The organism is Streptomyces sp. NPDC028722, from assembly GCF_040637655.1.
Classification (GTDB): Bacteria; Actinomycetota; Actinomycetes; order Streptomycetales; family Streptomycetaceae; genus Streptomyces.
This window is the reverse complement of record NZ_JBEZWU010000025.1, coordinates 1-26,270: the sequence shown is the minus strand read 5'-3', so window position 1 is coordinate 26,270 and position 26,270 is coordinate 1. Positions and strand designations below refer to the sequence as shown.

General features: G+C 74.5%; 27 protein-coding genes. 15 read left to right on the top strand and 12 right to left on the bottom strand.

The genetic code is table 11. From position 1 onward, the window contains the following. The first annotated feature begins 133 nt into the window (after nucleotides 1-133). Complete coding sequence (locus AB0F03_RS29725; protein ID WP_361997378.1) at nucleotides 134-1,342, top strand: glutamate--cysteine ligase; 1,209 nt, start codon at nucleotides 134-136, stop codon at nucleotides 1,340-1,342. Between the two features lie 174 nt (nucleotides 1,343-1,516). Here AB0F03_RS29725 and ykgO read toward each other — a convergent pair whose 3' ends face one another. The 3 genes from ykgO to rpmG are packed head-to-tail and all read right to left on the bottom strand — an operon-like array spanning nucleotide 1,517 to nucleotide 2,147. Then, nucleotides 1,517-1,639, bottom strand: a complete 123-nt coding sequence (gene ykgO / locus AB0F03_RS29720; protein WP_121785362.1) for a type B 50S ribosomal protein L36 — start codon at nucleotides 1,637-1,639, stop codon at nucleotides 1,517-1,519. Between the two features lie 35 nt (nucleotides 1,640-1,674). Then, nucleotides 1,675-1,935 (bottom strand): type B 50S ribosomal protein L31, encoded by a 261-nt coding sequence (locus AB0F03_RS29715; RefSeq protein WP_361997376.1) that lies wholly within the window; start codon nucleotides 1,933-1,935, stop codon nucleotides 1,675-1,677. 47 nt (nucleotides 1,936-1,982) lie between these two features. Further along, nucleotides 1,983-2,147, bottom strand: a complete 165-nt coding sequence (gene rpmG / locus AB0F03_RS29710) for a 50S ribosomal protein L33 (protein ID WP_361997374.1) — start codon at nucleotides 2,145-2,147, stop codon at nucleotides 1,983-1,985. A gap of 337 nt (nucleotides 2,148-2,484) precedes the next feature. On the opposite strand from rpmG, the gene AB0F03_RS29705 reads away from it, so the two are divergent. From AB0F03_RS29705 to AB0F03_RS29690, 4 genes are all read left to right on the top strand, one after another. Next, nucleotides 2,485-2,763 carry a polyprenyl synthetase gene (locus AB0F03_RS29705; protein ID WP_361997372.1) on the top strand — a complete coding sequence of 93 codons (279 nt, stop codon included), beginning with the start codon at nucleotides 2,485-2,487 and terminating at the stop codon, nucleotides 2,761-2,763. Further along, the gene (locus AB0F03_RS29700; RefSeq protein ID WP_361997527.1) at nucleotides 2,753-3,808 is read left to right on the top strand and encodes a polyprenyl synthetase family protein; all 1,056 of its coding nucleotides are present in this window, start codon (nucleotides 2,753-2,755) and stop codon (nucleotides 3,806-3,808) included. Before AB0F03_RS29705 ends, AB0F03_RS29700 begins: the two co-directional genes overlap by 11 nt. 37 nt (nucleotides 3,809-3,845) lie before the next feature. After that, the gene (locus tag AB0F03_RS29695; RefSeq protein WP_361997371.1) at nucleotides 3,846-5,009 is read left to right on the top strand and encodes an oxygenase MpaB family protein; all 1,164 of its coding nucleotides are present in this window, start codon (nucleotides 3,846-3,848) and stop codon (nucleotides 5,007-5,009) included. Between the two features lie 98 nt (nucleotides 5,010-5,107). Next, a complete protein-coding gene (locus tag AB0F03_RS29690; RefSeq protein ID WP_361997369.1) occupies nucleotides 5,108-6,109 on the top strand; it encodes an NAD-dependent epimerase/dehydratase family protein in 1,002 nt (333 codons plus the stop codon). A 6-nt stretch (nucleotides 6,110-6,115) separates the two neighbouring features. Here the strand turns inward: AB0F03_RS29690 and AB0F03_RS29685 are convergent, their stop codons facing one another. Then, on the bottom strand, nucleotides 6,116-7,225 hold the full coding sequence (locus AB0F03_RS29685) for a HAMP domain-containing sensor histidine kinase (RefSeq protein WP_361997367.1): 1,110 nt from the start codon (nucleotides 7,223-7,225) through the stop codon (nucleotides 6,116-6,118). Between the two features lie 2 nt (nucleotides 7,226-7,227). Next, nucleotides 7,228-7,968 (bottom strand): response regulator transcription factor, encoded by a 741-nt coding sequence (locus tag AB0F03_RS29680; protein WP_361997365.1) that lies wholly within the window; start codon nucleotides 7,966-7,968, stop codon nucleotides 7,228-7,230. Between the two features lie 114 nt (nucleotides 7,969-8,082). Here AB0F03_RS29680 and AB0F03_RS29675 point away from each other — a divergent pair, with 114 nt between their 5' ends. Genes AB0F03_RS29675 through AB0F03_RS29665 form a run of 3 tightly spaced genes read left to right on the top strand, consistent with a single transcriptional unit; the run spans nucleotide 8,083 to nucleotide 10,183 of the window. Further along, complete coding sequence (locus AB0F03_RS29675) at nucleotides 8,083-8,826, top strand: glycosyltransferase family 2 protein (protein ID WP_361997363.1); 744 nt, start codon at nucleotides 8,083-8,085, stop codon at nucleotides 8,824-8,826. Beyond that, complete coding sequence (locus AB0F03_RS29670; RefSeq protein ID WP_361997361.1) at nucleotides 8,823-9,440, top strand: DUF2064 domain-containing protein; 618 nt, start codon at nucleotides 8,823-8,825, stop codon at nucleotides 9,438-9,440. Before AB0F03_RS29675 ends, AB0F03_RS29670 begins: the two co-directional genes overlap by 4 nt. Next, on the top strand, nucleotides 9,437-10,183 hold the full coding sequence (locus AB0F03_RS29665) for a class I SAM-dependent methyltransferase (protein WP_361997359.1): 747 nt from the start codon (nucleotides 9,437-9,439) through the stop codon (nucleotides 10,181-10,183). Before AB0F03_RS29670 ends, AB0F03_RS29665 begins: the two co-directional genes overlap by 4 nt. A 310-nt stretch (nucleotides 10,184-10,493) precedes the next feature. Here the strand turns inward: AB0F03_RS29665 and AB0F03_RS29660 are convergent, their stop codons facing one another. Then, nucleotides 10,494-11,723 (bottom strand): molybdopterin-dependent oxidoreductase, encoded by a 1,230-nt coding sequence (locus tag AB0F03_RS29660; protein ID WP_361997358.1) that lies wholly within the window; start codon nucleotides 11,721-11,723, stop codon nucleotides 10,494-10,496. A gap of 113 nt (nucleotides 11,724-11,836) precedes the next feature. On the opposite strand from AB0F03_RS29660, the gene AB0F03_RS29655 reads away from it, so the two are divergent. Then, nucleotides 11,837-13,213, top strand: a complete 1,377-nt coding sequence (locus AB0F03_RS29655; protein ID WP_361997356.1) for a hypothetical protein — start codon at nucleotides 11,837-11,839, stop codon at nucleotides 13,211-13,213. 108 nt (nucleotides 13,214-13,321) lie between these two features. Here AB0F03_RS29655 and AB0F03_RS29650 read toward each other — a convergent pair whose 3' ends face one another. Then, a complete protein-coding gene (locus tag AB0F03_RS29650) occupies nucleotides 13,322-13,468 on the bottom strand; it encodes a hypothetical protein (protein WP_361997354.1) in 147 nt (48 codons plus the stop codon). A 135-nt stretch (nucleotides 13,469-13,603) separates the two neighbouring features. Next, on the bottom strand, nucleotides 13,604-15,823 hold the full coding sequence (locus tag AB0F03_RS29645; protein ID WP_361997352.1) for an FUSC family protein: 2,220 nt from the start codon (nucleotides 15,821-15,823) through the stop codon (nucleotides 13,604-13,606). A 155-nt stretch (nucleotides 15,824-15,978) separates the two neighbouring features. On the opposite strand from AB0F03_RS29645, the gene AB0F03_RS29640 reads away from it, so the two are divergent. Beyond that, the gene (locus AB0F03_RS29640) at nucleotides 15,979-16,551 is read left to right on the top strand and encodes a DNA starvation/stationary phase protection protein (RefSeq protein ID WP_361997350.1); all 573 of its coding nucleotides are present in this window, start codon (nucleotides 15,979-15,981) and stop codon (nucleotides 16,549-16,551) included. Between the two features lie 166 nt (nucleotides 16,552-16,717). On the opposite strand, the gene AB0F03_RS29635 is transcribed toward AB0F03_RS29640, so the two are convergent. The 3 genes from AB0F03_RS29635 to AB0F03_RS29625 all read right to left on the bottom strand — a co-directional run bounded on the left by AB0F03_RS29635 (nucleotide 16,718) and on the right by AB0F03_RS29625 (nucleotide 22,123). Then, nucleotides 16,718-19,003, bottom strand: coding sequence for a prolyl oligopeptidase family serine peptidase (locus AB0F03_RS29635; RefSeq protein WP_361997349.1), 2,286 nt, complete (start codon nucleotides 19,001-19,003; stop codon nucleotides 16,718-16,720). Further along, entirely contained in the window at nucleotides 18,979-20,760 is a 1,782-nt protein-coding gene (locus AB0F03_RS29630) for an N-acetylglutaminylglutamine amidotransferase (RefSeq protein ID WP_361997347.1), read from the bottom strand. The genes AB0F03_RS29635 and AB0F03_RS29630 overlap by 25 nt, the downstream gene beginning before the upstream one ends. A gap of 166 nt (nucleotides 20,761-20,926) precedes the next feature. After that, the gene (locus tag AB0F03_RS29625) at nucleotides 20,927-22,123 is read right to left on the bottom strand and encodes a glutamate--cysteine ligase (protein ID WP_361997345.1); all 1,197 of its coding nucleotides are present in this window, start codon (nucleotides 22,121-22,123) and stop codon (nucleotides 20,927-20,929) included. Nucleotides 22,124-22,430: 307 nt separating this feature from the next. On the opposite strand from AB0F03_RS29625, the gene AB0F03_RS29620 reads away from it, so the two are divergent. The 5 genes from AB0F03_RS29620 to AB0F03_RS29600 all read left to right on the top strand — a co-directional run bounded on the left by AB0F03_RS29620 (nucleotide 22,431) and on the right by AB0F03_RS29600 (nucleotide 25,007). Then, nucleotides 22,431-22,667 carry a DUF2945 domain-containing protein gene (locus tag AB0F03_RS29620; protein WP_361997343.1) on the top strand — a complete coding sequence of 79 codons (237 nt, stop codon included), beginning with the start codon at nucleotides 22,431-22,433 and terminating at the stop codon, nucleotides 22,665-22,667. Nucleotides 22,668-22,674: 7 nt separating this feature from the next. Next, complete coding sequence (locus tag AB0F03_RS29615) at nucleotides 22,675-23,016, top strand: DUF3140 domain-containing protein (RefSeq protein WP_361997341.1); 342 nt, start codon at nucleotides 22,675-22,677, stop codon at nucleotides 23,014-23,016. Between the two features lie 138 nt (nucleotides 23,017-23,154). Beyond that, entirely contained in the window at nucleotides 23,155-24,375 is a 1,221-nt protein-coding gene (locus AB0F03_RS29610) for a spore photoproduct lyase family protein (protein WP_361997339.1), read from the top strand. 77 nt (nucleotides 24,376-24,452) lie between these two features. After that, nucleotides 24,453-24,809 carry a PRC-barrel domain-containing protein gene (locus AB0F03_RS29605; protein WP_361997337.1) on the top strand — a complete coding sequence of 119 codons (357 nt, stop codon included), beginning with the start codon at nucleotides 24,453-24,455 and terminating at the stop codon, nucleotides 24,807-24,809. 24 nt (nucleotides 24,810-24,833) lie between these two features. Beyond that, on the top strand, nucleotides 24,834-25,007 hold the full coding sequence (locus AB0F03_RS29600) for a hypothetical protein (RefSeq protein WP_361997335.1): 174 nt from the start codon (nucleotides 24,834-24,836) through the stop codon (nucleotides 25,005-25,007). Between the two features lie 21 nt (nucleotides 25,008-25,028). Here AB0F03_RS29600 and AB0F03_RS29595 read toward each other — a convergent pair whose 3' ends face one another. Next, nucleotides 25,029-25,889: an oxygenase MpaB family protein gene (locus tag AB0F03_RS29595; RefSeq protein ID WP_361997333.1), complete on the bottom strand. Its 861-nt coding sequence runs from the start codon at nucleotides 25,887-25,889 to the stop codon at nucleotides 25,029-25,031. Nucleotides 25,890-26,270 lie beyond the last annotated feature (381 nt).

Sequence of the window (26,270 nt, the reverse complement as noted above, 5' to 3'; positions counted from 1 at the left end):
GGTGAACCGCTTGTCCGTCTCCTTGACGCAGGCCGGACGGATCGTTCGCGGTCTTCGGTCAACCCGGGGGGCGTCGGCCGCTTGGCCGACTTGTGCGCCCCGGCATCGTGGCCGCGGGGTCACACTGATGCCCATGGAGAGCGAGACGTGGACATCCACCGGCGCGCGACTCTCGCCGGCGAGCGGCAGCAGCACGTCACAGGGATCAGGCAGCGCGCCCGCGCTCACGGTCGGTGTGGAGGAGGAGTATCTGCTGGTGGATCCGGTCTCCCGGGAGCTGAGCACGCGGGCGGACAAGGTCGTGGCGCAGGCCGCGGAGCGGCTCGGCGACCGGGTCACCACCGAACTCACCCGGTTCCAGATCGAGGTGCGCACCGATCCGCACGGCAGCCTGGCCGGTCTGGGGGCGGAGTTGAGCGGGACACGCCGGGCCGTGGCGGACGCCGCCGCCCGCCTCGGGCTGCGCATCATCTCCAGCGGCACGCCGGTCCTGGGGCGGCACGGTCCCCCGCCGCTGACCGCCGGGGCCCGCTATGCCCAGAGTCTGGCGACCTTCCGCGCCCTGGACCACGAGCAGACCGTCTGCGCATGCCACGTCCACGTCGGCATCCCCGACCTGGCCACCGCGCTCAAGGTCGGCAACCATCTGCGGCCCTGGCTGCCGGTGCTGATCGCGCTGAGCGCGAACTCGCCGTACTGGGAGGCGCAGGACACCGGTTACGACAGCTGGCGCACGCTCACCTGGGGGCGGTGGCCGGTGGCCGGCGCCCCGCCGTACTTCGAGTCCGTCTCCCACTTCGAGGACCTCGTCGGCCGGCTCATGGCCGGCGGGACGCTCCTGGACCGCGGAGGGCTGTACTGGGACATCCGTCCCTCCCATCACGTGCCCACCCTGGAGATCCGTGTCGCCGACGCCGCGCCCACGGTCGACGACACACTGCTCCTCGCCGGGGCCGTCAAGGGCCTGGCCGGCGCCGCCCTGTCGGCCGTACGGGACGGGCGGCCCGCCCCGCGCCCGCAGCCCGAGTTGCTGCGGGCCGCGTACTGGCGCGCCGCCCGCGACGGCATCCGGGGCCGGGCCGTCGACCAGCGGACCGGCCGGCTGGAACCCGCGGCCGTGCACCTCGACCGGCTCTGGCGCACCGCCCTGCCGGCCCTCGCCCCGGGGGAACGCCGCATGGTCCGTGCGGCACGGGAACGCCTCGCCACCGTGGGGAACGGTGCCGACCGCCAGCGCAGGGCCTACCGCCACCGGCACAGCCTCTCCGATGTGGTCGACCAGCTGATCCGGCAGACCACCGCCGGCCACGAGACGCCTTCCCCGCCGCCCCGCCCGGCCTGATCCCCGGCGGGCGGGGCGACGGCCGGTGCCGGGCCGGGCGGTCGGAGCCCGGAGATCGTGAGCAGGTAGGTCGCGGCGCCCGGGATGCGGGGAGGGGTGTCCGACGGTGCGCCGGGACGCGGGCGGGCCCGGTCCCCTGGGGGGCCGGGCCCGTCGGCGTGTGCGGTTGTCCGCTCAGCCCTGGCGGGCCTTGAAGCGGGGTTCCTTCTTGTTGAGCACGTAGGTCACTCCCCGCCGGCGCACCACCTGGGCGCCGGGCCGGGACTTCAGCGCGCGCAGGGACTTACGCACCTTCATCCGCGTCCTCTCCCTTCGTGACGGGTGCCGGCTCCTCAGCTGCGGGCCGGCGTGGTACGGCCGTAGCGGCGCTGGAAGCGCTCGACGCGGCCCTCGGTGTCCAGCACGCGGGACGTGCCGGTGTGGAACGGGTGGCTCGCCGAGGAGATCTCGACGTCGATCACCGGGTAGGTGACGCCGTCCTCCCACTCGACCGTCCGGTCCGAGCCGGCGGTGGAGCGGGTCAGGAACGCCACGTCCGCGGCACGGTCGCGGAAGACGACCGGGCGGGATACGGGATGAATTCCGGGCCTCATGGGGTTGTCCTTCCTCTCAGCGGTCCTGGGGCCGACGCGGGCCGGGGTCAGCGCGCCTCACGGAAGAGGACGTGCCGCCCGGCGACCGGGTCGTACTTGCGCAGGACCAGCCGGTCGGGGTCGTTGAGTCGGTTCTTGCGCGTCACATAGGTGACGCCCGTTCCGGCCTCCGAGGTCAGCCGGACGACGGGACGCGCGGTGCTGCGTGCCATGGGGCCCTCCTTTCGCGGACCGACATCACGTCGCCGACCGAATACGTTCTTGGTCCGTGCATGTCAGTCACATGGGTGTCAACGGAGCCGGCCGCCCGTACATTCCCGTCCGGCCCAGTCACCGTGCGGTGTCACCGGGCGATCTCCCGGACGAGGGTGTCGTGCCCTGTCCGGCCGCTACGGACCCGCCCGGGCCGGGAGGCGGGGCCCGGCGCGTACGGGCGTGCGAAGTGATCACTCGTCGGTGAGTTCCGCGGGCCTCGCGCCGGCCGTGTGGGCGACGCTGGCGGGGGTGGCGCGCGGACCGGCGGCGTCCCGTGGGGCGAGGGGAGAAGGCGTGGGTGGGGACGCCGGACGCCGAGGGGGTCTGGACGAACAGGCGGTGCTGCTCGCGGCGGGGCTCGCGGACCTGGCGGTGAGCACCCTGACGTCGGCCGCGGGAGCGGTGCGCGGGCTGTTGCGCCGGTCGGACACGGCGCACCTGGCGGCGCAGGCCGAGCAGGACCTGAGGGCGCGGGGACGGCTGGCCCTGGACCGGTACGCGGTGGTGCCGCCGGCGCATCTGGAGGTGCTCGCCCGGCATGTGCTGGCCCGGCGGGCCGGCGATGGCGGCTGACCGCTGGGACGGGCCCGCGTTCAGAGCCCGCGTCGACGAGGTGCTGCGCGGCTTCGTGGGCGCGGAGGCCGACCAGCTGGCAGCCATCGACCCCGCGCTGGATCCGGTCGCCGGGCAGCTGGAGGCCGCGGTGGCGCGGGGCAAGCGGCTGCGGGCCGCGTTCTGCTACTGGGGCTGGCGGGCGGCGGGGCAGCCGGACAGTGCCGCCATGGTGCGGGCCGCGGCCTCCATGGAGCTGGTGCACGCCGCGGCGGTCGTCCATGACGATCTGATCGACGACAGCCCGTTGCGGCACGGCCGGCCCACCGTGCATGTCGCGCTGCGGTCCGCCGTGGCCCACCGGCCCGGGGCCGCGCAGGCGGCGCAGGCGCTGGGGATGCTGGTGGGAGACCTGCTGATGTCACTGGCGGGGCAGCTGTTCGCGACCAGTGGTCTGCCGGCCGCCTACCTCGCCCGGGCCCGCCCGCTGTGGGGAACGCTGGCCCGGGAGCTGATCGCGGGCGAGTGCCTGGAGATCTTGCAGACCGCGGGCGTCCCGGACCTGCCGGCCTCGCTGAAGGTGATCCGCTACAAGACGGCCAAGTACACCGTCGAGCAGCCCCTGCTGATCGGCGGTGTCCTGGCCGGGGCCGGGGACAGGCTGTGCGGGGGCTACTCCTCCTACGGTGTGCCCCTGGGTGAGGCCTTCCAGTTGCGGGACGATCTGCTCGGGCTGTTCGGGGACGAGCGGGTCACCGGCAAGGCCGGCGGGGACGACGTGCGCGGCCACCGCCCGACCGCGCTGCTCGCGGAGACCTGGCGGCTGGCCGGTCCGGCCGAGCGGGAGCGGTTGCGTGCGCTGCTGGGGCGCCCGGACCCGGACGGGGAGGGCCTGCGCGCGGTACGGGACCTGATGGGCCGGCTCGAGGCCCCGGACCGCATCGAGGCCATGATCACCGAACGCGTCGACGAGGCCCTCGCCGCGCTGGACGGACTGCGCCTGCCCACGCCCGCGGACGACACCCTGCGCGCCCTGGCGCACTCGGCCACGGTCCGACCGTACTGACCGGCCGCCCGGCGGCCGGCCCCCAAGGAGCCCTGTCATGACCTACACCGAGGCGTCGCTGGACGCTCTGCGCCGGACCGGCGACGAACTGGCCGACGCCACCGTCGCCACGCTCTTCACACGCGGGGAGGTCGGCAAGTTCAACACGCTGATGCGCTACGTCTCCACCGCCGGCGCCCCGCTGCCCGACGGGCTGCCCGACGTCGCCCGGGAGTACCTCGCGGCCACGAGCGTCCCGCCGGCCTGGGTGGACTGGGGGGAGATGGAGCGGGCGCGGCTGTTCTTCATCGACAACAACGTGCACATCTCCACGGCACTGTCCTTCGCTTCCATGCCCGCCTGCTACGTCGTTCCCCACGTGGCGCGGCTGCTGTCGGCGACCCACTCCTTGCAGTACCCCTCCAAGCGGATGGCCGAGACCGGCCAGTTCACCGTCTACCTGATGCAGCCCGACGCCTTCGAGGCCGGCAGCCGGTTCGTCCCGGCCGCCCAGAAGGTCCGGCTGCTGCACGCGTCCATCCGCCACCACCTGGAGCGCGAGAACCGCTGGGACACGCAGGCGTGGGGGACGCCGATCTGCCAGGAGGACCTGATCGGCGGGCAGTTGTTCTTCTCCCTGCTGGTCCTGGACAGCCTGCACCGGCTCGGTGTCCACATGACCACCGAGGGCGCGGAGGCCTACTACTACGCGTGGCGGGTGGTCGGCGCGATGCTCGGCGTCGACCAGGACGCCGTGCCGAAGACCCTGGAGGACGCGCGGGTTTTCCTCGACCTGTACATGATCCGGCACATGGGTCCCTCCGAGGAGGGCGCGCGGCTGACCCGGCAGCTCATCGACCTGTACGAGGAGGTCGTACCCGGCACCTTCTTCGACCCGGTCGTCTCCGCGCTCATCCGCCATCTCGTCGGTGACACCTGCGCCGACTGGCTGCGGGTGCCCCGCACCCGCTGGGACGTCCTGGTCAAGGCCGTTCCGCATCTGCTGGGCGTGCTGGAGACCATCGAGGACCGCTCGCCGCTCGGTGCCTGGGCCCTGGACCGTCTCGGCCACCTGACCACGATCCTCGAACTGTCCTCCCTCACCCGCGGACGCGTCATGCACTACGCCATCCCCGAACACCTGCGCAAGGACTACGGCGTGGACGGCACGGTGCCCCGCACCCACCGGTGGATGCCGCCCGGCGCCACCGTCTCCCCGTGACCGGTCCGGCGGGCCCGCGGGCCGGCGAGGTCTTACGGAGCGGTGACGTGCCGGGCCGGTCGCCCGTTCCGGCGTGGTCCCGCACCTAGCGTGGCCGTATGCGTGTACTGGTCACCGGCGGTGCCGGGTTCATCGGGTCCCATGTCGTCGAGGCGCTGCGGGAGCGCGGGCACGAGCCCGTGGTGTACGACGTCCGGGACGATCCCGCCGCCGACGTACGCGATCCGGCGGCGGTGGCCCGGGCGCTGGCCGGTGTCGACGCCGTGTGCCATCAGGCGGCGATGGTGGGGCTCGGTACCGGGTTCGCCGACGCGGCGGAGTACGTCTCACGCAACGACCTGGGCACCGCGGTCCTGCTGGCCGCGATGGCCGAGGCAGGCGTACGGCGGCTGGTGCTGGCCGGATCGATGGTGGTGTACGGGGAGGGCCGGTACGAGTGCCGGGTGCACGGGGTGGTGCGGCCGGGGCCGCGAGCCGTCACCGACCTGGAGGCGGGCCGGTTCGAGCCGCTCTGCCCGGCGTGCGGGCAGGACCTCTCCCCCGGGCTGGTCGGCGAGGACGCGCCGGCCGATCCGCGCAACGTGTACGCCACGACCAAGCTGGCGCAGGAGCATCTTGCCGCCTCCTGGGCCCGGGTGACGGGCGGGTCGGCGGTGTCGCTGCGCTACCACAACGTGTACGGCCCGCGGATGCCCCGCGACACCCCGTACGCGGGCGTCGCCTCCTTCTTCCGTTCGGCGCTCGCCCGGGGCGAGGCCCCGCGGGTCTTCGAGGACGGGCGGCAGCGACGGGACTTCGTGCACGTCCGGGACGTCGCGGCGGCCAACGCGGTCGCGCTGGAGGCGGACGCGGCCGCGGGGGTGCTGCGGACGTACAACACGGGCAGCGGTGATCCGCACTCGGTCGGTGAGATGGCGCGGGCGCTGGCCGCGGCGCACGGCGGGCCCGAGCCCGTGGTCACCGGCGAGTACCGGCTGGGCGACGTCCGGCACATCACCGCGGACTCCTCACGGCTGCGGGACGAACTGGGGTGGCGGCCCACGGTGGGATTCGCGGACGGCATGCGGGAGTTCGCGCGGGCGGCTCCGGGCGGGCGGTGACCGCCGCTACGACGGCAGCGGCAGCGTCACCTCGAAGCGGCAGCCGCCGGGGATGTTGCGTACGGCGGTCCGCCCCCGGTGCGCCTCGACGATCCCCCGGACGATGGCCAGGCCCAGGCCCGCGCCGGCCGGGGGCGTGCGGGCGTCGGTGCCGCGCCAGCCGGTGTCGAAGACGCGGGGCAGGTCCTCCTCGGGGATGCCGCCGCAGCCGTCCGACACGGACACGACCACGCCGTCGGGCCCGCGTTCGGCGGCGACGGCCACCGTGCCGTCGGCGGGTGTCCGGCGGATCGCGTTGACCAGCAGGTTGCCCAGGACCCTGCTCATCTCCCGGCCGTCGATCTCCACCGGCACCGGCTCGACATGGGCGCCGACCAGCCGCACCCCGTGCTCGCGGGCGAGGGGGTCGGCGCCCGCCAGGGCGTCGCCGACCAGGTCGTACAGGGACATCCGGGAGAGGGACAGCGAGAGCGTGCCGGCGTGGATGCGGGAGAGTTCGAAGAGGTCGCCGACCATGGCGTCGAGGCGCTCGACCTCGGTGCGGATCTGCTTCAGATAGCGGTCCGGGTCGGCGGCGACCCCGTCCTCCAGGGCCTCGGCCATGGCGCGCAGCCCGGCGAGCGGGGTGCGCAGGTCGTGGGAGATCCAGGCGACGAGTTCCCGCCGGGAGGTCTCCAACGCCCGCTCGCGTTGCCGGGACTCGGCCAGGCGGGCGCTGGTGGCCGCCAGTTCCCGGCTCAGCGCGTCCAGTTCGGCGGTGGCGGGTGCGGTGGGGGCACGGAAGGCGCCGGCGTCACCGAACGAGCGGGCGGCGACGGCCAGTTCGTGACTGCGGGCCACCACCCAGCGGCCCAGCAGCAGGGCGGTGGCCAGGGAGACCACGGCCGCCATGGCGACGACGGTCGTGACGACGGTCAGGTCGTGCGGGGAGAGGAACATCGCCCAGGCGACGGCGAGGGTGCCCGCGAGCATGGCCAGCACGCCGACCGCCGCCACCACGGCGAGCGAGGCGGTGAGGGAGCGGCGCCTGATGAGCCGCAGCGCAGCCGCTCCGGCGAGGCCGGCCGCCGCGGCGCCGGCGAAGGCGTACAGGGCGATGAGGAGGGTGTCGCGCATGGTCAGCTGGTCTCCCCGGCGTCGGTCCCGAAGCGGTAGCCCACGCCCCACACGGTCTGGATCAGGCGCGGCCGGGCCGGGTCGTCCTCGATCTTGCCGCGCAGCCGGCGGACGTGGACGGTGACGGTGGACAGGTCGCCGAAGTCCCAGCCCCACACCTCGCGCATCAGGTCCTCGCGGCTGAACGCCCGCCCGGGATGGCGCAGGAAGAAGGAGAGCAGGTCGAACTCGCGCAGGGTGAGGGCGAGTTCGGCGTCGTGTTTGGCGGCCCGCCGGGCGGCGGGGTCGAGTGTCAGTCCGGCCGCGCCGATCGGGCGGCCCGTCGAGGCGGTCTGCGGGCGGGTGCGGCGCAGCACCGACTCCACCCGCAGGACCAGTTCGCGGGGGCTGAAGGGCTTGGTGACGTAGTCGTCGGCGCCGACCTCCAGGCCGAGGATCCGGTCCTCCTCGTCGCCGCGGGCGGTGAGCATGACGACCGGGACCGGGCCGCGGGCGCGCAGCCGGCGGCACACCTCAAGGCCGTCCATGCCGGGCAGCATCAGGTCGAGCACCACCAGGTCGGGCCGGTGCGCGTCGGCGCGGGTGAGGGCCGTGGGGCCGTCGTCGGCGCGGTCGACGAGGTGGCCGGCGCGGTCCAGGTAGCCGGCGACGACCTCCGCGACGGTCGGATCGTCGTCCACGACCAGGATCCGGGCGGGCCGGCCGGATGTTCGGGCCTCGACGGGCTCGTACTGTTGTTGCATGACCCCAGCGTGGCACCGCCTCCCGCCCGGCGTCGCCCCCGACCGCCGCGCGGCCTCTCACGTCCTCGTTTCGTAAGGAGCGGGGATCCGAAATGCGCAGTTCGCGTCCGTAGGGTGAACGCCGTGACCATCTCACCGCCACCACACGATGTCGACGTCGTCCTGCCCTGTCTGAACGAGGCCGAGGCCCTGCCCTGGGTGCTCGCCCGCATCCCGGCCGGCTGGCGTGCCGTCGTCGTGGACAACGGGTCGTCCGACGGTTCCGCCGAAGTCGCCCGGTCGCTCGGCGCCACCGTGGTGCACGAGCCGCGCCGGGGTTTCGGCGCCGCCTGCCACGCCGGTCTGAGTGCCGCCACCGCCGGCACCGTCTGCTTCTGCGACTGTGACGCCTCCCTGGACCCCTCGCTGCTGGAGCCGTTCGTACGCGACGTACAGGCGGGCTTCGCCGACCTGGTGCTGGGCCGGCGCCGTCCGCAGGGCCGGGGCGCCTGGCCCGCGCACGCCCGCGCCGGGAATCTCGCGGTGACGCGGATGCTGCGCCGGCGCACCGGTCTGCGCCTGCACGACCTGGGCCCGCTGCGCGCCGCCCGCCGTGAGGCGCTGCTCTCCCTGGAGCTGACCGACCGCCGCAGCGGCTATCCGCTCCAGATGGTCGTGCGGGCCGCCGACGCCGGCTGGCGCGTCACCGAGCACGACGTGCCGTACCGGCCCCGCACGGGCGCGTCCAAGGTGACCGGGACGTGGCGCGGGACCTGGCAGGCGGTCCGGGACATGAGCCGGGTCCTGGCCGAGCGGCCTGCCGGTGTCCCGGACGGGGCGCCGGGAGCGGCTCGCGGCGGGCGGAGGGCCGTACGGTGACCACGCTGCTCGTCATCGCCAAGGAACCGCGGCCCGGACGGGTCAAGACCCGCCTCACCCCGGAGTTCACGCCCCGGGAAGCGGCCGCGCTGGCCGAGGCGTGCCTCGCGGACACCCTCGACGTGGTGGCGGCCACCCCGGCCGCCCGCCGCGTCCTCGTCCTGGACGGCGCTCCCGGGCCTTGGCTGCCGCCCGGCTTCGACGTCGTCCCGCAGTGCGCGGGCGGTCTCGACGCGCGGCTGGCGGACGCCTTCGCCGGCTGTGCGGGGCCGGCGCTCCTGATCGGCATGGACACCCCGCAGGTGACACCCGGGCTGCTGACCGTGGACTTCGCCGGCTGCGACGCGTACTTCGGGCCGTCGGCCGACGGCGGCTTCTGGGCCCTGGGGCTGGCGGAGCCCGACCCGAATCTGCTGCGCGGCGTACCGATGTCGACGCCGGTGACCGGAGAGCTGCAGCGCGAGCGGCTCGTGGACGCCGGGCTGCGGGTGCGTGACCTGCCCGTGCTGCGGGACGTCGACACGGCGGCCGACGCCCGTGCCGTCGCCGCACTGGTCCCGCACGGCCGGTTCGCCGCGCGGCTGGCCCGGTATGCGACGAGGGCGGCCCGATGAGCACCGCCGTGTCCGAGTGGGCCGCCGCGGACTCCTACACGGCGGCCCTGCGCTCCGGGCGCGGGCCGCTGTTCCTGCGCCGCGAGGACGGCTGGCTGCTGCCGCTGGAGGTGGAACGCTGGTGCGCCCGGCCCGACGCGGTCGACCTGGACGTCCTGGACCGGTGCGAGGGCACCGTGCTGGACGTGGGGTGCGGGCCGGGACGGCTGGTGGCGGAACTCGCCGCGCGGGGCCGGGCCGCCCTCGGCATCGACGTCAGCGAGGCCGCCGTCGGGCACGCCGTACGGCTCGGCGGCCAGGCCCTGCGGCGCTCGGTGTTCGAGCCGCTGCCCGGCGAGGGCCGCTGGGGCACCGTCCTGCTCATGGACGGCAACGTGGGCATCGGCGGCGACCCGCGCATCCTCCTGGACCGGGTGGCCGGGCTGCTCCGTCCCGGCGGCCTGCTGATCGCCGAGACCGCCCCGGTCGACGTCGACGAACGCGCCCACGTACGGGTCGTGGACGCCCCGGGCACCCGCGCGGCCGGCGCCCCCTTCCCGTGGGCACGGGTGGGGACGCCGGCGCTGCTGCGTCACGCGCGGGGCTGGGAGCGGGGGGGCCGGTGGTCGGCCGGCGGCCGGTCCTTCGTCGCCCTGCGCAGCCGCAGCGCCAGCAGCAGGGCGGAGCCGCCGAAGAGTACGGCGGTGATCAGCAGCCAGCGGGCGAGGAAACCGTCCGGGGACAGCCCCGTGGCGAGCCGGTAACGCCGGTCCACCATCCCGCTGATGAGCGGGAACCAGACGAGGAGGAGCAGCCCGGACAGGGCTGCCGGGACGCGTACGTACATCGTCCACTCCCGGCGGCCGGCCGCGCCGAGCCCCCGCACGACAGCCCGGTCCGCGACCGCGTACAAGGGCACCAGGACCAGGTCGTGCAGGAGGGCCAGGCCCACCCACCACAGCGCCACGTCGAACCAGTCGCCCGCGAACAGCCGCACCCCCGCGTAGGCGGCCAGCGCGAACGAGCAGGCCAGCACGAGCAGGTGGAAGGGGCTGCCCAGCGGCAGGGGGCGCCTCATCGCAGGTCTCCGAACGTCAGCCGGGCCACCCACTTGGTGTTCAGCACACCGGGCGCGGCGGGGACGATCACGCGGGCCGGGTGGCCGTGGTCGGGGGACAGTTCCTCGCCGTTGACGTACAGCGCGAGCAGCGAACGCGGGTCGGCCACCTGGTTGGCGCGCAGGGCCGCCTTCCGGAAGGCCCCGTGCCGCTGGAGCGACTCGACGAACACGTCCGGCGGATCACCGTCGTACCCGGCCAGTCCCGCCAGGTCACGCAGCCGCACCCCGCGCCACCACTGGTCCGAGGTGGACCAGCCCTCCACGCAGGCGATGGGCAGGGCGGCGCTGTGCAAGGGCAGCCGCAGCAGGTCGGCCCGGCCGAGGCGGACGGTCCCGGCCCGGCCCGTGACGACGAGCCGCCACGCGTCCTCGTGCGTGTCCGCCGTCCGGATCCCGGCGTAGGCCGCCGTCTTGTTGATCTGGAAGCCGTTCGGGCCGGTGCCGGGGTCGGCGCCGCCGTGCGGCGCGAGCAGGGCGGTACGCCGCAGCCCGTCGAAGTCCTGTCCCACCGTCGTCGCGAACAGCAGCAGCGAGCCGCCGCCGGCGAACCGGAGCGCGCCGCGCCGGGAGACGGTCGGCGGATCCGGCAGCGGGGCGGCCAGTTCGCCGTCCTGTTCCCCCCGTCCGCGCAGGGCGCGGACGGCCGCGGGCGTCTTGAGGACGGCGTGGGCGACGAACGCGGCGAAGAACACCCACGCGCCGTAGAAGTGCAGCGGGTAGAAGGAGCCCGGGAAGACGTAGTCGAGCTGGACGTTGAGCACGCCGGTCACGAACTCGAACAGCGCGCCGCCGACGAGGAGCAGCAGGGAGACCCGCTCCAGCGCGTGGGTGAACGAGCGGGCCGGCGGCAGCGCGAACAGCCGGGGCACCACCGACCACAGCTTGGCGAGCAGGATCGGGATCAGGGTGATGCCGAGGGTGACGTGGACGCCCTGGTCGAAGCGGTACAGCCAGTGCGGATCGGTCGGCCAGGAGAACAGGTAGAAGCCCAGCACACCCTTGCCCGGCGTCTGGTCGTTCACGGGCGACAGGTCGGGGTTGTAGGCGGCGTACGACGCCAGGCCCGTCACGAACAGCACGGTGATGCCGACGAGGAGGACGACGCCGAGCACCGAGGTGAGCCGGGTGCCGCGCAGCGGGCTGCGCCAGAAGGCGGGTGAGCTGGGTGAGAGAGGGAGCCGCATGCCTCGACGGTAGGCCCGCGGATCAGCGGTACGGGGCGTGCCACTGATGACGAAACGCTGACGTCGGGACCGGACGGCGGTGCGGAACCGGCCGCGCGGCCTAGCGTTCCGGTGTGATCCGCTTCCGCCCTCGTGGCCGCACCGCCGACCTGTTCGCGGACCTGTACGCCGCCCTGGCCGCCGTCCTGCTCGTGCTGACGGCCGTGCTGGTCGGCCGCCGCGTCCAGGACGCCCACCACTCCCTCTTCGTCCACTGGCCGCCGCTGTTCGCCGACTGGGATCCGCACACGGGGCCGGGCACGCCGGCCGCCGTGCTGGTGGCGCTCGCCGCGGTGCTGTACGGACCGGCGGTGGCCCTGCGGCTGCCCTGGCGCCCGCTGTTGGCCGCGTCCTGGGCCGCGGCCCTGGCCTGGACGTGGTCGCTGGCCCTGGTCGACGGGTGGCAGCGGGGCGTTGCCGGGCGGCTCACCACCCGCAACGAGTACCTGACGGTCATCGGCCGCTTCCACGACATCCCGGCCGCCCTGCGGGACTTCACCCAGCACATCGTCTCGGGGCCGCCCGGCGCCTGGCCGGCCCACATCGCCGGGCATCCCCCGGCCGCCACGCTCACCTTCGTCCTGCTGGACCGGGCCGGTCTACGGGGCGGCGGCTGGGCGGGCGCCTGGTGCGTCACCGTGGGTGCGACGGCCTGCGTGGCCGCGCTGGTGACGATCCGGGCGCTGACCGACGAGCGGCTGGCCCGGCGGGCGGCGCCCTTCCTGGTGCTCGCCCCGGCGGCCGTCTGGGTGGGCGCCTCCGCCGATGGCTACTTCATGGCCGTCGCCGCGTGGTCCGTCGCCCTGCTGGCGCTCGCGGTCACCGGCCGGTCCGTGGGGTGGGCGGCCCTGTCCGGGCTGCTGTTCGGCCTGACCTGCTATCTGTCGTACGGCCTGACGCTGTTCGTGCTGATCGGGGCGGCAGTGCTGGTGCAGGGGCGGCACCGGGTCCGCGCACGCCCATCGATCCTGGTGCTGCTTGCCGCCGGGGCGGCCGTCGTCCCCGTGCTGTTCACGCTCGCCGGGTTCGACTGGTGGGAGGCGTACCGGTTGCTGGTCACCCGCTACTACCAGGGTGTCGGCGGGACCAGGCCGTACGCCTACTGGGTGTGGGCCAACCTGGCCTGCACGGTCCTGATCACCGGTGTGGCGACGGCGGCGGGCCTGCGCCGGACCGGTGCGCTGCTCGTCCGGCGCCGCCGCGACATCCTGTCCCTCCCCGGCCGTCCCGGGGCCGGGGCCCGCCTCGCGCTCCTGGTGTCCGCCGCCCTGCTCGCGCTGCTGTGCGCGGACCTGTCCGGCATGAGCAAGGCGGAGACGGAACGCATCTGGCTGCCCTTCGCGCTGTGGCTCCTGCCCTCCGGTGCGTTCCTCAGCCACCCCCGCGCCTGGCTCACCGCCCAGGCGATCCTCGCCCTTCTCCTCAACCACCTGCTACGCACCGGGTGGTGAGCCACGCCGCCCCGGCGCGGGTGCGGGTCGGGTCGGACGGCCGGCCCCGCCCGCCCGGCCACGCTGCCGGCGGGGTCCGACGAGCCGGGAGGGGGCGGTACCCGCTTGTCACCGGCGGGCGCGCAGCCTTTCGAAGAGCCGCTGGGCCTGGGCCCGGCGGCGTGGGTCGGAAGCGGTGCGGCGCGCCTGTTCGATCGTGCGCCGGCCCTGCGGGCTGCGCGCGAACTGCTTGATCCGTTCGACGACTGACGACACGACTCTCCTTCCGCCGGGGTACCGGGGTACCCCGCTGTCTTCAGGGTCCTGTGCCGTTCCGCCTACCCGGTGACCGGCGATCCAGCCCCCTCGTCCTGACGCACACTCAGCAGGCGACGCCGCGGAGGAACCGGTTCAGCGCCGGCCGGTGGTTTCCTTGTCGGCCGCGGGCGCGCGGCCGGGGTGCGCGATCCGCGCCAGGTCGGTCATGAGGGAGGCCAGCCAGGAGGCGGTCGCGTAGTACCGCCGGGGAGCACCGGGCGGCTCGGCGTGGAAGGCCGCCAACGCCGCCGCGCCGGGAGAGACCACCGGTACGGATGCCGGGGTGTCGCCCCCCGGGTCCAGTGCCGCGGAGACCAGCAGCATCCGCCCCGCCACCCGCTCCCCCAGCGCGGCGGCCGACGTGGCCGCCGCCGGGTTCAGCGCGGTGAGCGGTGGCTCCAGCAGCCGGTCCGAGCCCCACAGGGTGTGATGGCCGGCCATCAGCGTGGCCTGCCAGTCCAGGTCGGGCAGCTCCGCCCGGCGTCTGCTGAGCTGGAACGGCGTCGGTTCGCTCAGGAACTGCGCGTAGGCCGACTCGGCGAGGATGACGGCGCGTTGCAGTGACCGGTGACCGGGCACGCCCGTCCGCACGGCCGCCGCCGTGCCGTCGGGTCCGGCGACCGAGGCACTGGTCGCCACGACGATCTCCGCCGCCCTGCGCAGCAGTTCGGCCGCCGCGTACCGCAGCTCGTCGTGGGCGCCGCGGGGCCAGGCCAGCACGCCGAAGACGGCACCGATGGCGCTGCCGACCAGCACGTCCAGCAGCCGGACCTCCGCCAGCCGCCACGTCGGCGGCGCCAGCTGGGCGAAGACCAGGGCCACGAGGACGGTGAACAGGCCCTGCGCCCAGCCGACCCCCTTGACCGGCCCGACCGTGAAGCCGAACAGCATCCACACCGGCAGCACCGCGGCGTAGACGGCGGTGTCGGAGCCCACCGCCAGCAGTATCCCGGCGGTCAGCAGGGCCCCGGCCAGGGTGCCCGTCAGCGCCAGGCGGACGGTGCTCCAGGTCTGGTTCACGGTGGTGCGGGTGATGGTGAGCGTCGCCAGCATCGCCCAGAATCCGTGGGGCAGTGTGTCCAGCCCGGCCACGAGGCGGACCGCCGTCAGCGCCAGGGCGATCCGCACCGCGTTCTGGAAGAACACCGACCGGCGTCCGGCATGACCGCGCAGCCGGTGCCACCAGAGTGCCGGGGCCCGCAGGGAGGCGTACCAGAACCGCCCGAGCGGCACCTCCACCGTGGCGTGCCGGCCGCGCACCGCGAGGTCGGCCGCCGTGCCCATCGCCAGCGCCGCGTCGGCGATCTCCAGCAGGGCGGCGTGCCGGCGCAGTACGGCGGGCGGGAAGGCGGGCGCGGTCCCGTCGGGCGGCTCGGCGCCACCGGTCGTACCGGGAGGAGGGCCGGCGGACAGGGCGGACAGCTGGGCGCGTGCCGCGACCAGCTGCCTCACCTGTGCCGTGGGCGGCGGACCAGACCGCAGGCAGCCCGCGGTCGCCGTGGCCAGCCGGGCCACCGCGCGCAGCACGGCGGCCACGTCCGGACCCGGGTCCCGGCCGGGCGCGGACGGCAGCTGGACCAGTCTGCTGAGCACGGCTCGGGTGGCCAGGCCGGTGTGGGTGAGTGCGCGGTCCCGCACGCCCGGGCCCGCCGGGCGCTCCGCCTCCGGCACGGTGACGGCCCGCAGTGCCTGCCCGGCCTGCTGGGCGGCCTCGACGTCCGTGCCGGTCAGGGCGTAGGGGGGCGTGGCGAGCAGTGTCGCGCAGCGCCGGGCGGCCAGGGCGGCCCGGGCCGCCAGTTCCCGGTACGTCGTCGGGCCGGGTTCGGCGCACAGGAGCGCCTCGGCGGCGGCCAGCACGACGACGCCGGTGGTCGTTCCGGTCAGCCGGTCGCCGAGCGAGGCGAGATCGTACGGCGGGAACGACGGCAGGATGTAGAGGAGCTGGAGTCCCGGCGCGGCGCCCGCCGGACGCGGGCCGCCCACGGCGGCGAAGGCCAGCGCGAAGCCGACCACGAGCATGCCGGCCACCGCGCTCCATGTCCGCACCGACAGGCAGGTGCCGATGGTCACGAGCACCCAGCACACCGGGAGCAGGCGCAGGACCGTCACGGAGCGCCCGCGTCCGGTGCCGGGGATCCTGGACAGGCCGCCCAGTGCCACGGCGGCGAACAGTGCGTAGGTCGCCGCCACGGGGCGGCCCAGGCCGTAGCGGAAGAGGTAGAAGCCGGCCGCGGCAGCCAGCGTCACGGTCAGCGCATGGCGGGCGGAGACGGCGTAGGCCGTCGGCAGCCGACCGACCAGGGCACCCCACACCCCTACAGGATCACCCAGGGCTCCGGACCCGGCACCTCGCGCCCGCCACCCCTCCCGCCCTCACGAGGTGCGGGAGGCGCACGGGTCTGACAGCGTCGGACGGGGGCACTTGTGCTGACGCAGGAACTTCACCCCCATCGACACAGAGGTGAGCGATGACCACCCAGCCCAACGACCTGACCCCCAAGTACACCGTTCCGGGCATCGAGCGGGAGGCGGCCGGCCGGCTGATCGGTCTGTTGCGGCTGCGCCTGCACGCGCTCAACGACCTTCACCTGACGCTGAAGCACGTGCACTGGAACGTGGTCGGGCCGCACTTCATCGCCGTGCACGAGATGATCGACCCCCAGGTCGACCAGGTGCGCGAGATGGCCGACGACGTCGCGGAGCGCATCGCCGCCCTGGGCGGGATCGCCCAGGGCACACCGGGCGCGCTGGTGAAGGAGCGCACCTGGGACGACTACTCCATCGGGCGGGCCGACGCCATCGCGCACCTCGGCGCGCTCGACGTCGTCTACACCGGCTTGATCGAGGGTGTGCGGGCCGCGGTCAAGGAGGCGGGCGAGATCGACCCCGCCACCGAGGACCTCCTGATCGGCCAGCTGCGCGACCTGGAGCAGTTCCAGTGGTTCGTGCGGGCGCACCTGGAGAGCTCGCGCGGCACCCTCGCCACCGGCGAGGCGCACTCCGAGGAGGAGGCGGCGGCCAAGGGAGCCGAGCTCAGCTGAACCCACCGGGGGGCGAGCCCGCCCCACCGGCACCGGCGCGCCGCCGTCCCCGAGGACGGCGGCGCGCGGCCGGTTCCGGCGCCCCCCGCATCCCCGGCCCGACGAGCCCGCCGGCTGACGAGCGCGCCGGCGAACCCCCGTCGCTCCGGTGAGGCGGTCGGCCCGGTCACCCGGTCAGATGGCGTTCGAGCCAGTCGGCGGCGGAGCGGCGGAAGAGCCGCCGGTTGTCGGCGCGCAGGAAGTCGTGTCCCTCGTCGCGCAGCGTGAGCAGCTCGGCGGTGAGGCCGCGTTCGCGTGCGGCCCGTACGAACTGGTCCGACTCCCCCGGCGGCACATTGGTGTCGTGTTCCCCGTGCACGGCGAGCACCGGCGCGCGCAGCGCGTCGATGCGGCTCATCGGTGACAGCGAGTGCAGTAGTTCGCGGTCGTGTTCGGGATGGCCGTACTTGTGGGCCGCCGACTGGGCGATCCAGGGTTCCGTGCCCTCGAAGAACGTCGCGAAGTCCGACATGCCGCACACCGCCACCCCGGTACGGAAGAGGTCCGGGTGCCAGACCAGCGACGCGAAGGTGAGGTAGCCGCCGTACGAGCGGCCCATGACGGCCAGCCGGGACGGATCGGCCGGGCCGGCCAGTACCGCGTGGGCGGCACAGTCGGCCACGTCGTCCAGCGCGGCGAACCGTCCCCTGCCCAGGTCGGCGTCGACGAACGACCGGCCGTAACCGGAGGACCCGCGCACGTCGGGGGCGAAGATGTCCAGTCCCCGCCCCAGGATCTCGTGGTAGAGCGGGTTGAGGACGGGGCGTTCCTGTTCCTCCGGGCCACCGTGGAGATGGATCACGCAGGGTGCCGGTTCCGCCGAGCCGCGTCCTGGCGCACGGTAGTACCAGCCGTTCAGCGGCAGTCCGTCCCGCGCGGTCAGCCGCAGCTGGACCGGTCGTACGGGCGGACGGCCCGGGGGGACGGCGTCCTCGTCCCGGGACGACCAGCGGGTGCGGACCAGGGCCACGCCCTCCGGGAGCCACCACACGCCCGGCCGGCGCTGGGACCCGGACAGGGCCAGCACCAGCCGCCGCGTGCCGGCGCCCACGACGCGGGTGACCACTTCGTGGGGCAGGGGCACGGGCCGGGGCGGGCCCGTGCCGGCCCCGGCGGTGCCGGAGGGGTGGAGGTCGAGGATCTCCACGTCGCTCGCGCCCCGGACGTTCCAGGCCAGCACGGCGGCGCCGCCGTCCTGGGCGACCTGGAGCAGTTCCAGGTCGGTGTCCTCGCGCGCGGCGGCGACGGACCAGCCGCGGGGCTCACCTCGCGGGTCGAGGTCGGCGGCGAGCAGCACCGCGAACTCCCGGTGGGCGTTGCTGCGCAGCCAGAGGGTGTCCGCGCGGGGCGAGAACCTGCCGATCCACGGGTCGCCGTCGGCCACCGGCACCACGCAGGTCGTCGCGAGGTCGGCGGTGCGCAGCACGACCGCCTCGCGCCGTCCGCGTGGTCCCCGGCGCAGCAGCGCCAGGGCGCCGTCCCGGCTGAGGTCGCACACGCGGAGCGTCGCCGCGTCCTTCTCACTGGCGAGCAGGACGGGGGCGGTCACGCCGTCGGGGTCGATCAGATAGGCCGACAGCCCGTCGCCGAAGCCCGCCGTGGGCGCGGCGTGCCGGTCGTGCGGGGCCCCGGCTGCCATGGCGGCGCCGGTCAGGGCGGGCAGGAACAGTCCGCGTGCCGTCCCGGTGTGGGGCGGCGCGCCGAGGAGCACGGCATCGCCGTCCCGGCCCGGCCAGCCGGCCGGCGGGTGGCCGGAAGGTGGTCCGGAGCCGGTCGCGGCGGACTCCGCCGCGATGTCCTGGGGTGCGGGCGGGCCGGTGGGGACGGCGACGGTGACGGCGACGGCCGATCCGTCGTGCGCCCAGCAGCCCAGGTGGGCGGAGCTGCCCGGCTCGGCTCCGGCCAGGATGTGGCGGTCGGTGCCGTCCGGGCGTACGCACAGCACCCGTGAGTGCTCACCGCCGCCGGGGGCCGTGGTGTAGGCGATCCAGCGGCCGTCGGGCGACCAGGACACCTCGCGGACGGGGTCAGGTTCGGAGTCCAGCAGCCGCACGTCGTCACCGTCGACCGACCCGGCCCAGAGCTGGGGCACACCGCCGCGGTCGCAGATGAAGGCCACCTGGGTGCCGGAGGGGTCGGCCGAGGGGTACCAGCAGCCGTGCGCGACGAGCCGGGTCGTGGCGTCGCGCGGTCCGGAGGCGTCCGGCAGCGGGACGCGGGCGGGGGCGGCGAAGGCGGGGGTACGGACGTCGGCACCACGGCCGTCGCGGGAACGGCCGTCGCGGGCCGGCGGAGCCGGGCTCGCGTCCCGTGCCCGGTGGGCGACGGTGGGCTGCCCGGCTGCGGCGGTGACCGTGCCGGCCGTACCGTCCGCGGCGCGCCGCTCGGTCAGATTCCGTGCGTCTGAAGCCATATCTCCAGCAAAGCCACTTGCCACAGCGCGTTCGCTCCGCGCTTGGTGCGGTGTCGGTCGGGGGCCGCCAGGAGTCCGGCGAGGTAGTCGTCCTTGAAGAGGCCGCGCCGCTTGGCCTCGGGGGCGTTGAGCGCCTCGCGGACCCGCTCCAGGACGGGCCCGGCCATGTGGGTGATCGCCGGGACCGGGAAGTAGCCCTTGGGGCGGTCGACCACCTCGTGGGGCAGCAGCTTGCGGCCGGCCTCCTTCAGGACGCCCTTGCCGCCGTCGGCCAGCTTCAGCTCCGGCGGGCAGGCGGCGGCCAGTTCCACCAGTTCGTGGTCCAGGAAGGGCACACGCGCCTCCAGGCCCCAGTCCATGGTCATGTTGTCGACCCGCTTGACCGGGTCGTCCACGAGCATGACATGGGTGTCGAGGCGCAGCGCGGCGTCGAGCGCCGTCTCGGCGCCCGGCGCGGCCATGTGCTCGTGCACGAACCGGCCGGAGACGTCCTCCCGAGGCAGCATGTGCGGCTGGAGCATCGCGGCGAGGTCGGCGTGCGTGCGGTCGAAGTACGTCTCGGCGTACCTGTCCGGTTCCTGTTCGCGGGCCACGGAGGCCAGGTCCGGGTACCAGTGGTAGCCGGCGAAGACCTCGTCGGCGCCCTGCCCGCTCTGGACGACCTTCACCTCCTTGGCGACCTGCTCGGACAGCAGGTGGAAGGCGACCACGTCATGGCTCATCATCGGCTCGCTCATCGCGGCGACGGCCCCGTCCAGGGCCGTCGACACGCGCTCCGAGGGGACCACCAGCTGATGGTGATCGGTGGCGAACTCCCGGGCGATGAGGTCGGAGTACGCGAACTCGTCCCCCTCGGCGCCGCCCTCCGACTCGAACCCCACGCTGAACGTGGCCAGGTCGCGCTGTCCCTCGTCGGCCAGCAGGGCCACGATCAGGCTGGAGTCCAGGCCACCGGAGAGCAGGACGCCGACGGGTACGTCCGCGACCATCCGCCGGCGTACGGCGGTGCGCAGGGCGTCGAGGACGGCGTCCCGCCACTCGCTCGCGCTCATGCCCGCGTGCTCGGGGCGGCGCGTGTACGACGGCTGCCAGTAGCGGTGGTCGCGGTGGGTGCCGTCCGGCTCGACGACCCGCACGGTGGCCGGGGGCAGCTTGCGCACCCCGTTCAGTATGGTGCGGGGCGCGGCCACGGTGGCGTGCCAGCTGAGGTACTGGTGGACGGCGGCCGGGTCCAGCGAGGTGTCGATGTCGCCGCCCGCGAGGAGCGCCGGGAGCGACGAGGCGAAGCGCAGCCGTCCGGCGGTCTGCGCCAGGTACAGGGGCTTGATGCCGAGCCGGTCGCGTCCCAGGACCAGGCGGCCGGTGCGGTGCTCGACGAGGGCGAAGGCGAACATGCCGTGGAAGCGGTCGACGCAGGCGGTGCCCCACTGCTGGTACGCCTTCAGGATGACCTCGGTGTCGGAGGTCGACCGGAACCGGTGGCCGAGGTCCATCAGCTGCGCGCGCAGCTCCTCGTAGTTGTAGATGCAGCCGTTGAAGACGCCGGTGATCTCCTGCTGGGCGTCGGTCATCGGCTGGGCCCCGAGATCCGACAGGTCGATGATCTTCAGCCGCCGGTGTCCCAGCGCCACGGCGCCCCGTGACCAGATCCCGTGGCCGTCGGGACCGCGGGCGGCGAGCCGGTCGCTCATGCGCTGCACGGCCGCGACGTCGGGCCGTCCGCCGTCGAAGCGCATCTCTCCGCTCAGACCGCACATCAGGCACCACCTCCCCGGTACGCGTCCGGGTCACGCGGTGGTGAGGTGTGCGCTGACCCGCCCGTCGGTATCTGGTCGGGGCTGGTTGACATGGTGGTGCATCTCCTTCGGGGAACGGGGGTGCGTACGGTGTGACCGGCCGTGGTGTCGGCGGGCTGCGTCCGCGTCAGCCGCCGGCGAGCGGCGCCGGGTGGGGACCGGGAACGCCGTCCTCGGCGGGCAGGCCGATGTGGGCGACGGGCCGGGCCGGGCCGGTGGCGGGGCGGCGGCGCAGACCGGCGGCGCCGCGGGTCTCGGCGATCGCCAGGTCGGTGCAGGCCAGCAGGTCCTGGTCGGCGGCCGTGCGGCGCAGGCGGTGCGCGGCGCTGCCGTCCGCGAGCGCCCGCTCCGCGAGTTCCCGGACGGTCTGCCAGTCGCCCGCGGCCTCGAGGGCCGGGCGGAGCCGGCGCAGCAGGCTCCGGACGACCTCGGCCGCGGGTGCTTCCTGCCGGGTGCCGGGGTCGACGAGGGCGCCTTCGAGGCCGGAGCGCGCGGCCCGCCAGGCGGCGGCGCGCAGCCACTCGTGGCGACCCTGGCAGGGCGGGACACCGGTCCGCTCCAGCCGCTCACGGGCCTCCGTGACGAGGGCCCGGAACAGGCCGGCGATCAGCACGACCGTCTCGGCGCGCGGGCAGGCGTCGCAGATGCGCAGCTCGATGGTCTTCTGGTGCGCGGAGGGCCGGATGTCGTGGTAGATCATCTTCGCGTCGCTGATGACGCCGGATCCGATGAGGTCCTGCACGGCCGTGTCGTACTCGGCGGCGTTCGCGTAGCAGCCCGCCGGTCCCGCGGTGGGCCAGCGCTGCCACAGCATCGTCCGCCAGCTGGCGTAGCCGGTGTCGGCGCCCAGCCAGAACGGGGAGCTGGCGGACAGGGCCAGCAGGACGTGCAGCCACGGCGCGACCTCGCACATGAGGCGCACGGTCAGGTCGCGGTCGGGGGCGTCGACGTGGACGTGGGCTCCGCAGATCAGCTGCTCGTCGGCGACCATCCGGTACTCGTCGACCATGTGGCGGTAGCGGTAGCCGGCGGTGGGGTGGATGTCCGCGGTCCGGGCCAGCGGCACGGTGCCCGCGGCCACGACGGCCAGTCCATGGGCGGTCGCGGCGGCGTCGAGCCGGCGCCGGGTGCTGATGACATCGCCGTACAGGTCGTCCAGGGACGTGTGCACGCCGCTGTTCGACTCCACGGTCGCCTGCTGCAACTCGGTCGTGAAGATCTGTCTGGGGAGATCCTCCAGCACCGTGTCGGCCCGTGGTACGAGCAGGCCCGTCTCCACCTCGACGATGTGGAACTCCTCTTCCACTCCGATGCGAACGGTCACGGTACTCCTTGAGGTGACGGGCGGGCGCTTGGCCGCCTCGCCCCGAAACCGACCCCGCCTGGCCGGCTGTGCGGGCGGCGGGCTGTGCACCTCCGACTTCCCAGCTGGCTCAGCAATAAGCAACAAAATGCTCCACGGAGACGGCAGCAACACAGATGAGCGGCCCGGTCGCGGTGATGAGCGGCACGCCCCGGGCCGGTGGAAGGCAGCGGCCCCGGGCCGGCGGCCACCTGCGCGTGCGGAGCGCGGCGCCCGCCCGCAAGGTGGTACTGCGAGACAACGGACCCCTCACGGCGGGAGTACGACCATGGCCAAGGCGAAGGACTCTTCCGGGAAGAACGAGCCGTCCAAGGGTGACAAGGTCGCCTGGCGCAGTCACGGCAGTGAGACCTCGGGCACCGTGGAGAAGAAGATCACGGAGCGGACCGAGGCGGCCGGCCGCACCGTGGACGCCTCAGCGGACGACCCGCAGTACGAGGTGCGCAGCGACAAGTCCGGCCGTACGGCCGTGCACAAGCCGTCGGCGCTCAAGAAGAAGAAGTAGCTCCGGCGTGGCGGGCGAGGACGAGCACCGCGAGACCCGGGACTCCTTCCGCGAGCTGGTGAACATGTCACCCTCCGCGCTGGAGAAGTGGCTGGCGAGCGAGGACTCGCAGGCGGCCGGCCAGCACAAGGACGGGGGCGAGTCCACCGGGCACGCCTCCGGCCGCGCCATCGTGGGCATCCTCCGCAAGAACAAGAGCGAGCTCTCGGACGCGGACTACGCGCACATGCGCAAGGTGACCGGCTACATCCGCCGCCACCTCGCGCAGCGCCCCTCCGGCGACGTGCGGGACACGCGCTGGCGCCACTCGCTGATGAACTGGGGCCACGATCCCCTCGACGACGGCTGAGACCGGCCGGCCACGGCCGCGCGCGGGCGGGCGGGCGGGAGCCGGGCGCACGCGGTACGCGGCCGACCACCGTCGTACATGGCGGGTGCCTACAGTGGAATGAGGCCGCCACCCCCCGACATCCCGAGCGGAGCGCACATGAACCACCCCTCCGTGCCGGAGGACGACTCGGACACCCTGTTCGGTCTCGACGCGCTGGACGCCCCGGCGACGCCGGGCGGGGACGGCACGGCGGAGTACGGCGGCAGGGCGCCGGGTGACCGGCCGCAGGACGGCCCCCTGTTCCGCGACTCCCCCGCGGCCCGCCGCCTCCTGCCCGTGCGGGCCGTCTACGCGGAGCCGGCCGCCGCCGCCTCCCCGCGCGGCCGTCAGATCCTCGCCCGTTTCCCCGCCGCCGAAGTGATCGAGGTGCGGTCCCACTGGCGGATCCCGGGCCTGCACGGCAACGAGGGCAACGTCGAGCGCTGGGTGCGGGTGAAGGGCGAGACGCTGGTCCTGGGCGAGAGGAAGACACTGACCACGCGGCCTAACGGCCGGTCGGCCGACTGGATCGCCCCCGGCCCGTCCAACGGGTGCGCGCTGGCCTGCGCGTACTGCTACGTGCCGCGCCGCAAGGGGTACGCCAACCCCATCACCGTGTTCACCAACATCGACGGCATCATCACCCACCTGGCCCGGCACATCGCCCGCCAGGGCCGCAAGCCGGAACCCAACCAGTGCGACGAGTCGGCCTGGGTCTACGACATCGGGGAGAACGGCGACTGTTCGGTGGATGCGCTGATCTGCGACAACACCGCGGATCTCGTGCGGTCCTTCCGGCAGTGGCCCACGGCCAAGGCGTCGTTCGCCACCAAGTTCGTCAACCCCGACCTGCTGGCGATGGACCCGCGCGGCCGGACCCGGATCCGTTTCTCGCTGATGCCCGCGGCGGACTCGCGGCTGCTGGACCTGCGGACCTCACCGGTGGCCGACCGGATCGCCGCCGCGGCGGACTTCCTGGACGCGGGCTACGAGGTCCACTTCAACCTCTCCCCGGTGGTCCTGCGCCCCGGCTGGCAGGACGCCTGGACCGAGGTGCTCCAGCAGCTGGACGACGTCCTGCCGGACCGGGTGAAGCGGCAGGCGGCCGCCGAAGTGATCATGCTGACGCACAACCGGGACCTGCACGAGGTCAACCTCGGCTGGCATCCCCGCGCCGAGGAACTGCTCTGGCAGCCCGCCCTGCAGCAGGGCAAACGCTCCGAGAACGGCGCGTCGAACGTCCGCTACACCAACCACGTCAAAGCGGAGGCCGTGCACACCCTGCGCGGTCTGGTGGCCGCCCACGCGCCCTGGCTGCGCATCCGGTACGCCTTCTGACCACCGCGATGGCGGCGGCCGACGGCGGCCTTGACATCACCGGCGGCATCGTGGGTACCCCCGCAGAGGAGGTTCTGATGTTCGAGGCATCCGATATCCGGGAATGGCGCGGCCACGACGTGGTCGACCCGGACGGCCACAAGATCGGCGTACTGGAGTCCGTCTACGTGGACACCGGCACCGACCAGCCCTTCTTCGCCACCGTGACCGTGGGCCTGCCCACCCGGCGCCGACTGGCGTTCGTCCCCCTCATCGGTGCGACGGTCGGCCCGGGATACCTGAAGGTCGCCCACAGCAAGGACACCGTCAGGAAGGCCCCGGCGATCGACACCGACGGTGAACTGTCCGCCGTCGAGGAACCGGGTGTCTTCGCCCACTACGAACTGCCCTACACACCGGGCGCCGGCGGCGAGCGGCGCCTGGCCCGCCGCTGACGCACCGAGCCGCCGGGAGACCCGATGACTGTGTTCCTGTTCCTGATCCTCGTGGCCGTCGTCCTGGGCCTCATCGGAGTCGCGGCGCACGGCCTGTTCTATCTCCTGATCATCGGCGTCGTCGTGCTCGTCGTCGATCTCGTCTATGCCGCGATCCGTTTCCGCCGGGGCGGCAGGAAGCACCGCATCCGCCGCTGAGGCGCGCCGGGGCCGGCCGGATCAGTCCGTGCGGGAGCGCGGCGGCGGCAGCATGGCCCAGCGGATGGTCCGGGTCAGCACGTGGCCCGTGGGGCGTACGGCGATGTCCTCCACGACGGGGAGCCTGGGCAGCCACAGCATGTTCCGGGCCCATGGCGGGAGCAGCGCGACGCCGTTCGCGGCCAGTCCCGCGTAGAACGGCCGGGCCGCCAGGGGCAGCGGGGGCCGCAGCAGCAGGAAGCGGGCGGCGGCGCGGGCGTCCGAGGCGGCCCGCAGCTCGGGCCGGTAGGCGGCGAGGCGCTCGGACAGGGCACGGCGGTCACGGGGCGGGTCGGTCACTCCCAGTGCCTCGGCGACGCGGGCGGTGTCGGCGACGTAGGCGTCGTATCCGGCGGCGTCGAGCGGGCGGGCCCCGTAGCGTGCGTGGGCGCGCAGGAAGCTGTACGTCTCGGCCGCGTGCACCCAGCCGAGCAGGTGCGGGTCGGCGGCGTGGTAGACGAGGCCGTCGGACGTCGTGCCGCGGATCCGTTCGTGGATGGCGCGGACATGGTCGACCGCGCGCTGGGCGTCCCCGGCGGTGCCGTACGTCGTCACGGCCAGGAAGGTGCTCGTACGCTGCAGCCGGCCCCAGGGGTCGCCGCGGTAACCGGAGTGGGCGGCGACGGCCGCCATGGCGCGCGGGTGCAGCGACTGGAGCAGCAGGGCGCTGATCCCGCCGATGAACATCGAGGCGTCGCCGTGCACGGTCCGGATCGGACGGTCGGGGCCGAACCAGCGCGGGCCCGGCGTCTGGTGGATCCGGGCGCGGGTGACCGACCCGTCGGGGCCCGCGACCCGATGGAACAGGGCCCGGCCCAGCTGCGCACGCGCGTCCGCAAGCATCCGCCACCTCCCGTGTCCTCTTCAGTGTCCGGCACGACAGCGTACGGCCGTGCCGGTCGGTCGCCGGGTATGTCCTCCCGGTCATGGCCGGCCCGGGAGCCCACCGCTGCCGTCGCCGGCTCGCCGGTCTCTTCCGCCGGGCGCCGGAAACACCGGGACACCGGGAATGCCGGGGGCGCTGGGGCCCCGGACGTGCCGGGGGTGTGGAGCCGCACGTGGCGGGGGCGCCGGGGCGCCGGTTCTCGTGAGGCCGCCGGTGACCGCTCACGAGGTGGAGCAGCCGGCCGGTGCCGCCCAGCGGGGCGGAGCGGCCCGGCCGGTGTCCGGCCGGGCTGCGGGCGGGTGACGGCGATGGCGTGCCGGCCCGTGGCCACAAGGAAA

What these genes read in the sequence shown, in the direction of transcription:
- AB0F03_RS29690 (WP_361997369.1), top strand. Translation starts at nt 5,108, where the DNA reads ATGCGTGTACTGGTCACCGGCGGTGCCGGGTTCATCGGGTCCCATGTC.
- AB0F03_RS29725 (WP_361997378.1), top strand. Translation starts at nt 134, where the DNA reads ATGGAGAGCGAGACGTGGACATCCACCGGCGCGCGACTCTCGCCGGCG.
- AB0F03_RS29715 (WP_361997376.1), bottom strand. Translation starts at nt 1,935, where the DNA reads ATGAGGCCCGGAATTCATCCCGTATCCCGCCCGGTCGTCTTCCGCGAC.
- AB0F03_RS29630 (WP_361997347.1), bottom strand. Translation starts at nt 20,760, where the DNA reads ATGTGCGGTCTGAGCGGAGAGATGCGCTTCGACGGCGGACGGCCCGAC.
- AB0F03_RS29685 (WP_361997367.1), bottom strand. Translation starts at nt 7,225, where the DNA reads ATGCGCGACACCCTCCTCATCGCCCTGTACGCCTTCGCCGGCGCCGCG.
- AB0F03_RS29700 (WP_361997527.1), top strand. Translation starts at nt 2,753, where the DNA reads ATGGCGGCTGACCGCTGGGACGGGCCCGCGTTCAGAGCCCGCGTCGAC.
- rpmG (WP_361997374.1), bottom strand. Translation starts at nt 2,147, where the DNA reads ATGGCACGCAGCACCGCGCGTCCCGTCGTCCGGCTGACCTCGGAGGCC.
- AB0F03_RS29605 (WP_361997337.1), top strand. Translation starts at nt 24,453, where the DNA reads ATGTTCGAGGCATCCGATATCCGGGAATGGCGCGGCCACGACGTGGTC.
- AB0F03_RS29640 (WP_361997350.1), top strand. Translation starts at nt 15,979, where the DNA reads ATGACCACCCAGCCCAACGACCTGACCCCCAAGTACACCGTTCCGGGC.
- ykgO (WP_121785362.1), bottom strand. Translation starts at nt 1,639, where the DNA reads ATGAAGGTGCGTAAGTCCCTGCGCGCGCTGAAGTCCCGGCCCGGCGCC.
- AB0F03_RS29595 (WP_361997333.1), bottom strand. Translation starts at nt 25,889, where the DNA reads ATGCTTGCGGACGCGCGTGCGCAGCTGGGCCGGGCCCTGTTCCATCGG.
- AB0F03_RS29600 (WP_361997335.1), top strand. Translation starts at nt 24,834, where the DNA reads ATGACTGTGTTCCTGTTCCTGATCCTCGTGGCCGTCGTCCTGGGCCTC.
- AB0F03_RS29635 (WP_361997349.1), bottom strand. Translation starts at nt 19,003, where the DNA reads ATGGCTTCAGACGCACGGAATCTGACCGAGCGGCGCGCCGCGGACGGT.
- AB0F03_RS29660 (WP_361997358.1), bottom strand. Translation starts at nt 11,723, where the DNA reads ATGCGGCTCCCTCTCTCACCCAGCTCACCCGCCTTCTGGCGCAGCCCG.
- AB0F03_RS29610 (WP_361997339.1), top strand. Translation starts at nt 23,155, where the DNA reads ATGAACCACCCCTCCGTGCCGGAGGACGACTCGGACACCCTGTTCGGT.
- AB0F03_RS29665 (WP_361997359.1), top strand. Translation starts at nt 9,437, where the DNA reads ATGAGCACCGCCGTGTCCGAGTGGGCCGCCGCGGACTCCTACACGGCG.
- AB0F03_RS29620 (WP_361997343.1), top strand. Translation starts at nt 22,431, where the DNA reads ATGGCCAAGGCGAAGGACTCTTCCGGGAAGAACGAGCCGTCCAAGGGT.
- AB0F03_RS29680 (WP_361997365.1), bottom strand. Translation starts at nt 7,968, where the DNA reads ATGCAACAACAGTACGAGCCCGTCGAGGCCCGAACATCCGGCCGGCCC.
- AB0F03_RS29695 (WP_361997371.1), top strand. Translation starts at nt 3,846, where the DNA reads ATGACCTACACCGAGGCGTCGCTGGACGCTCTGCGCCGGACCGGCGAC.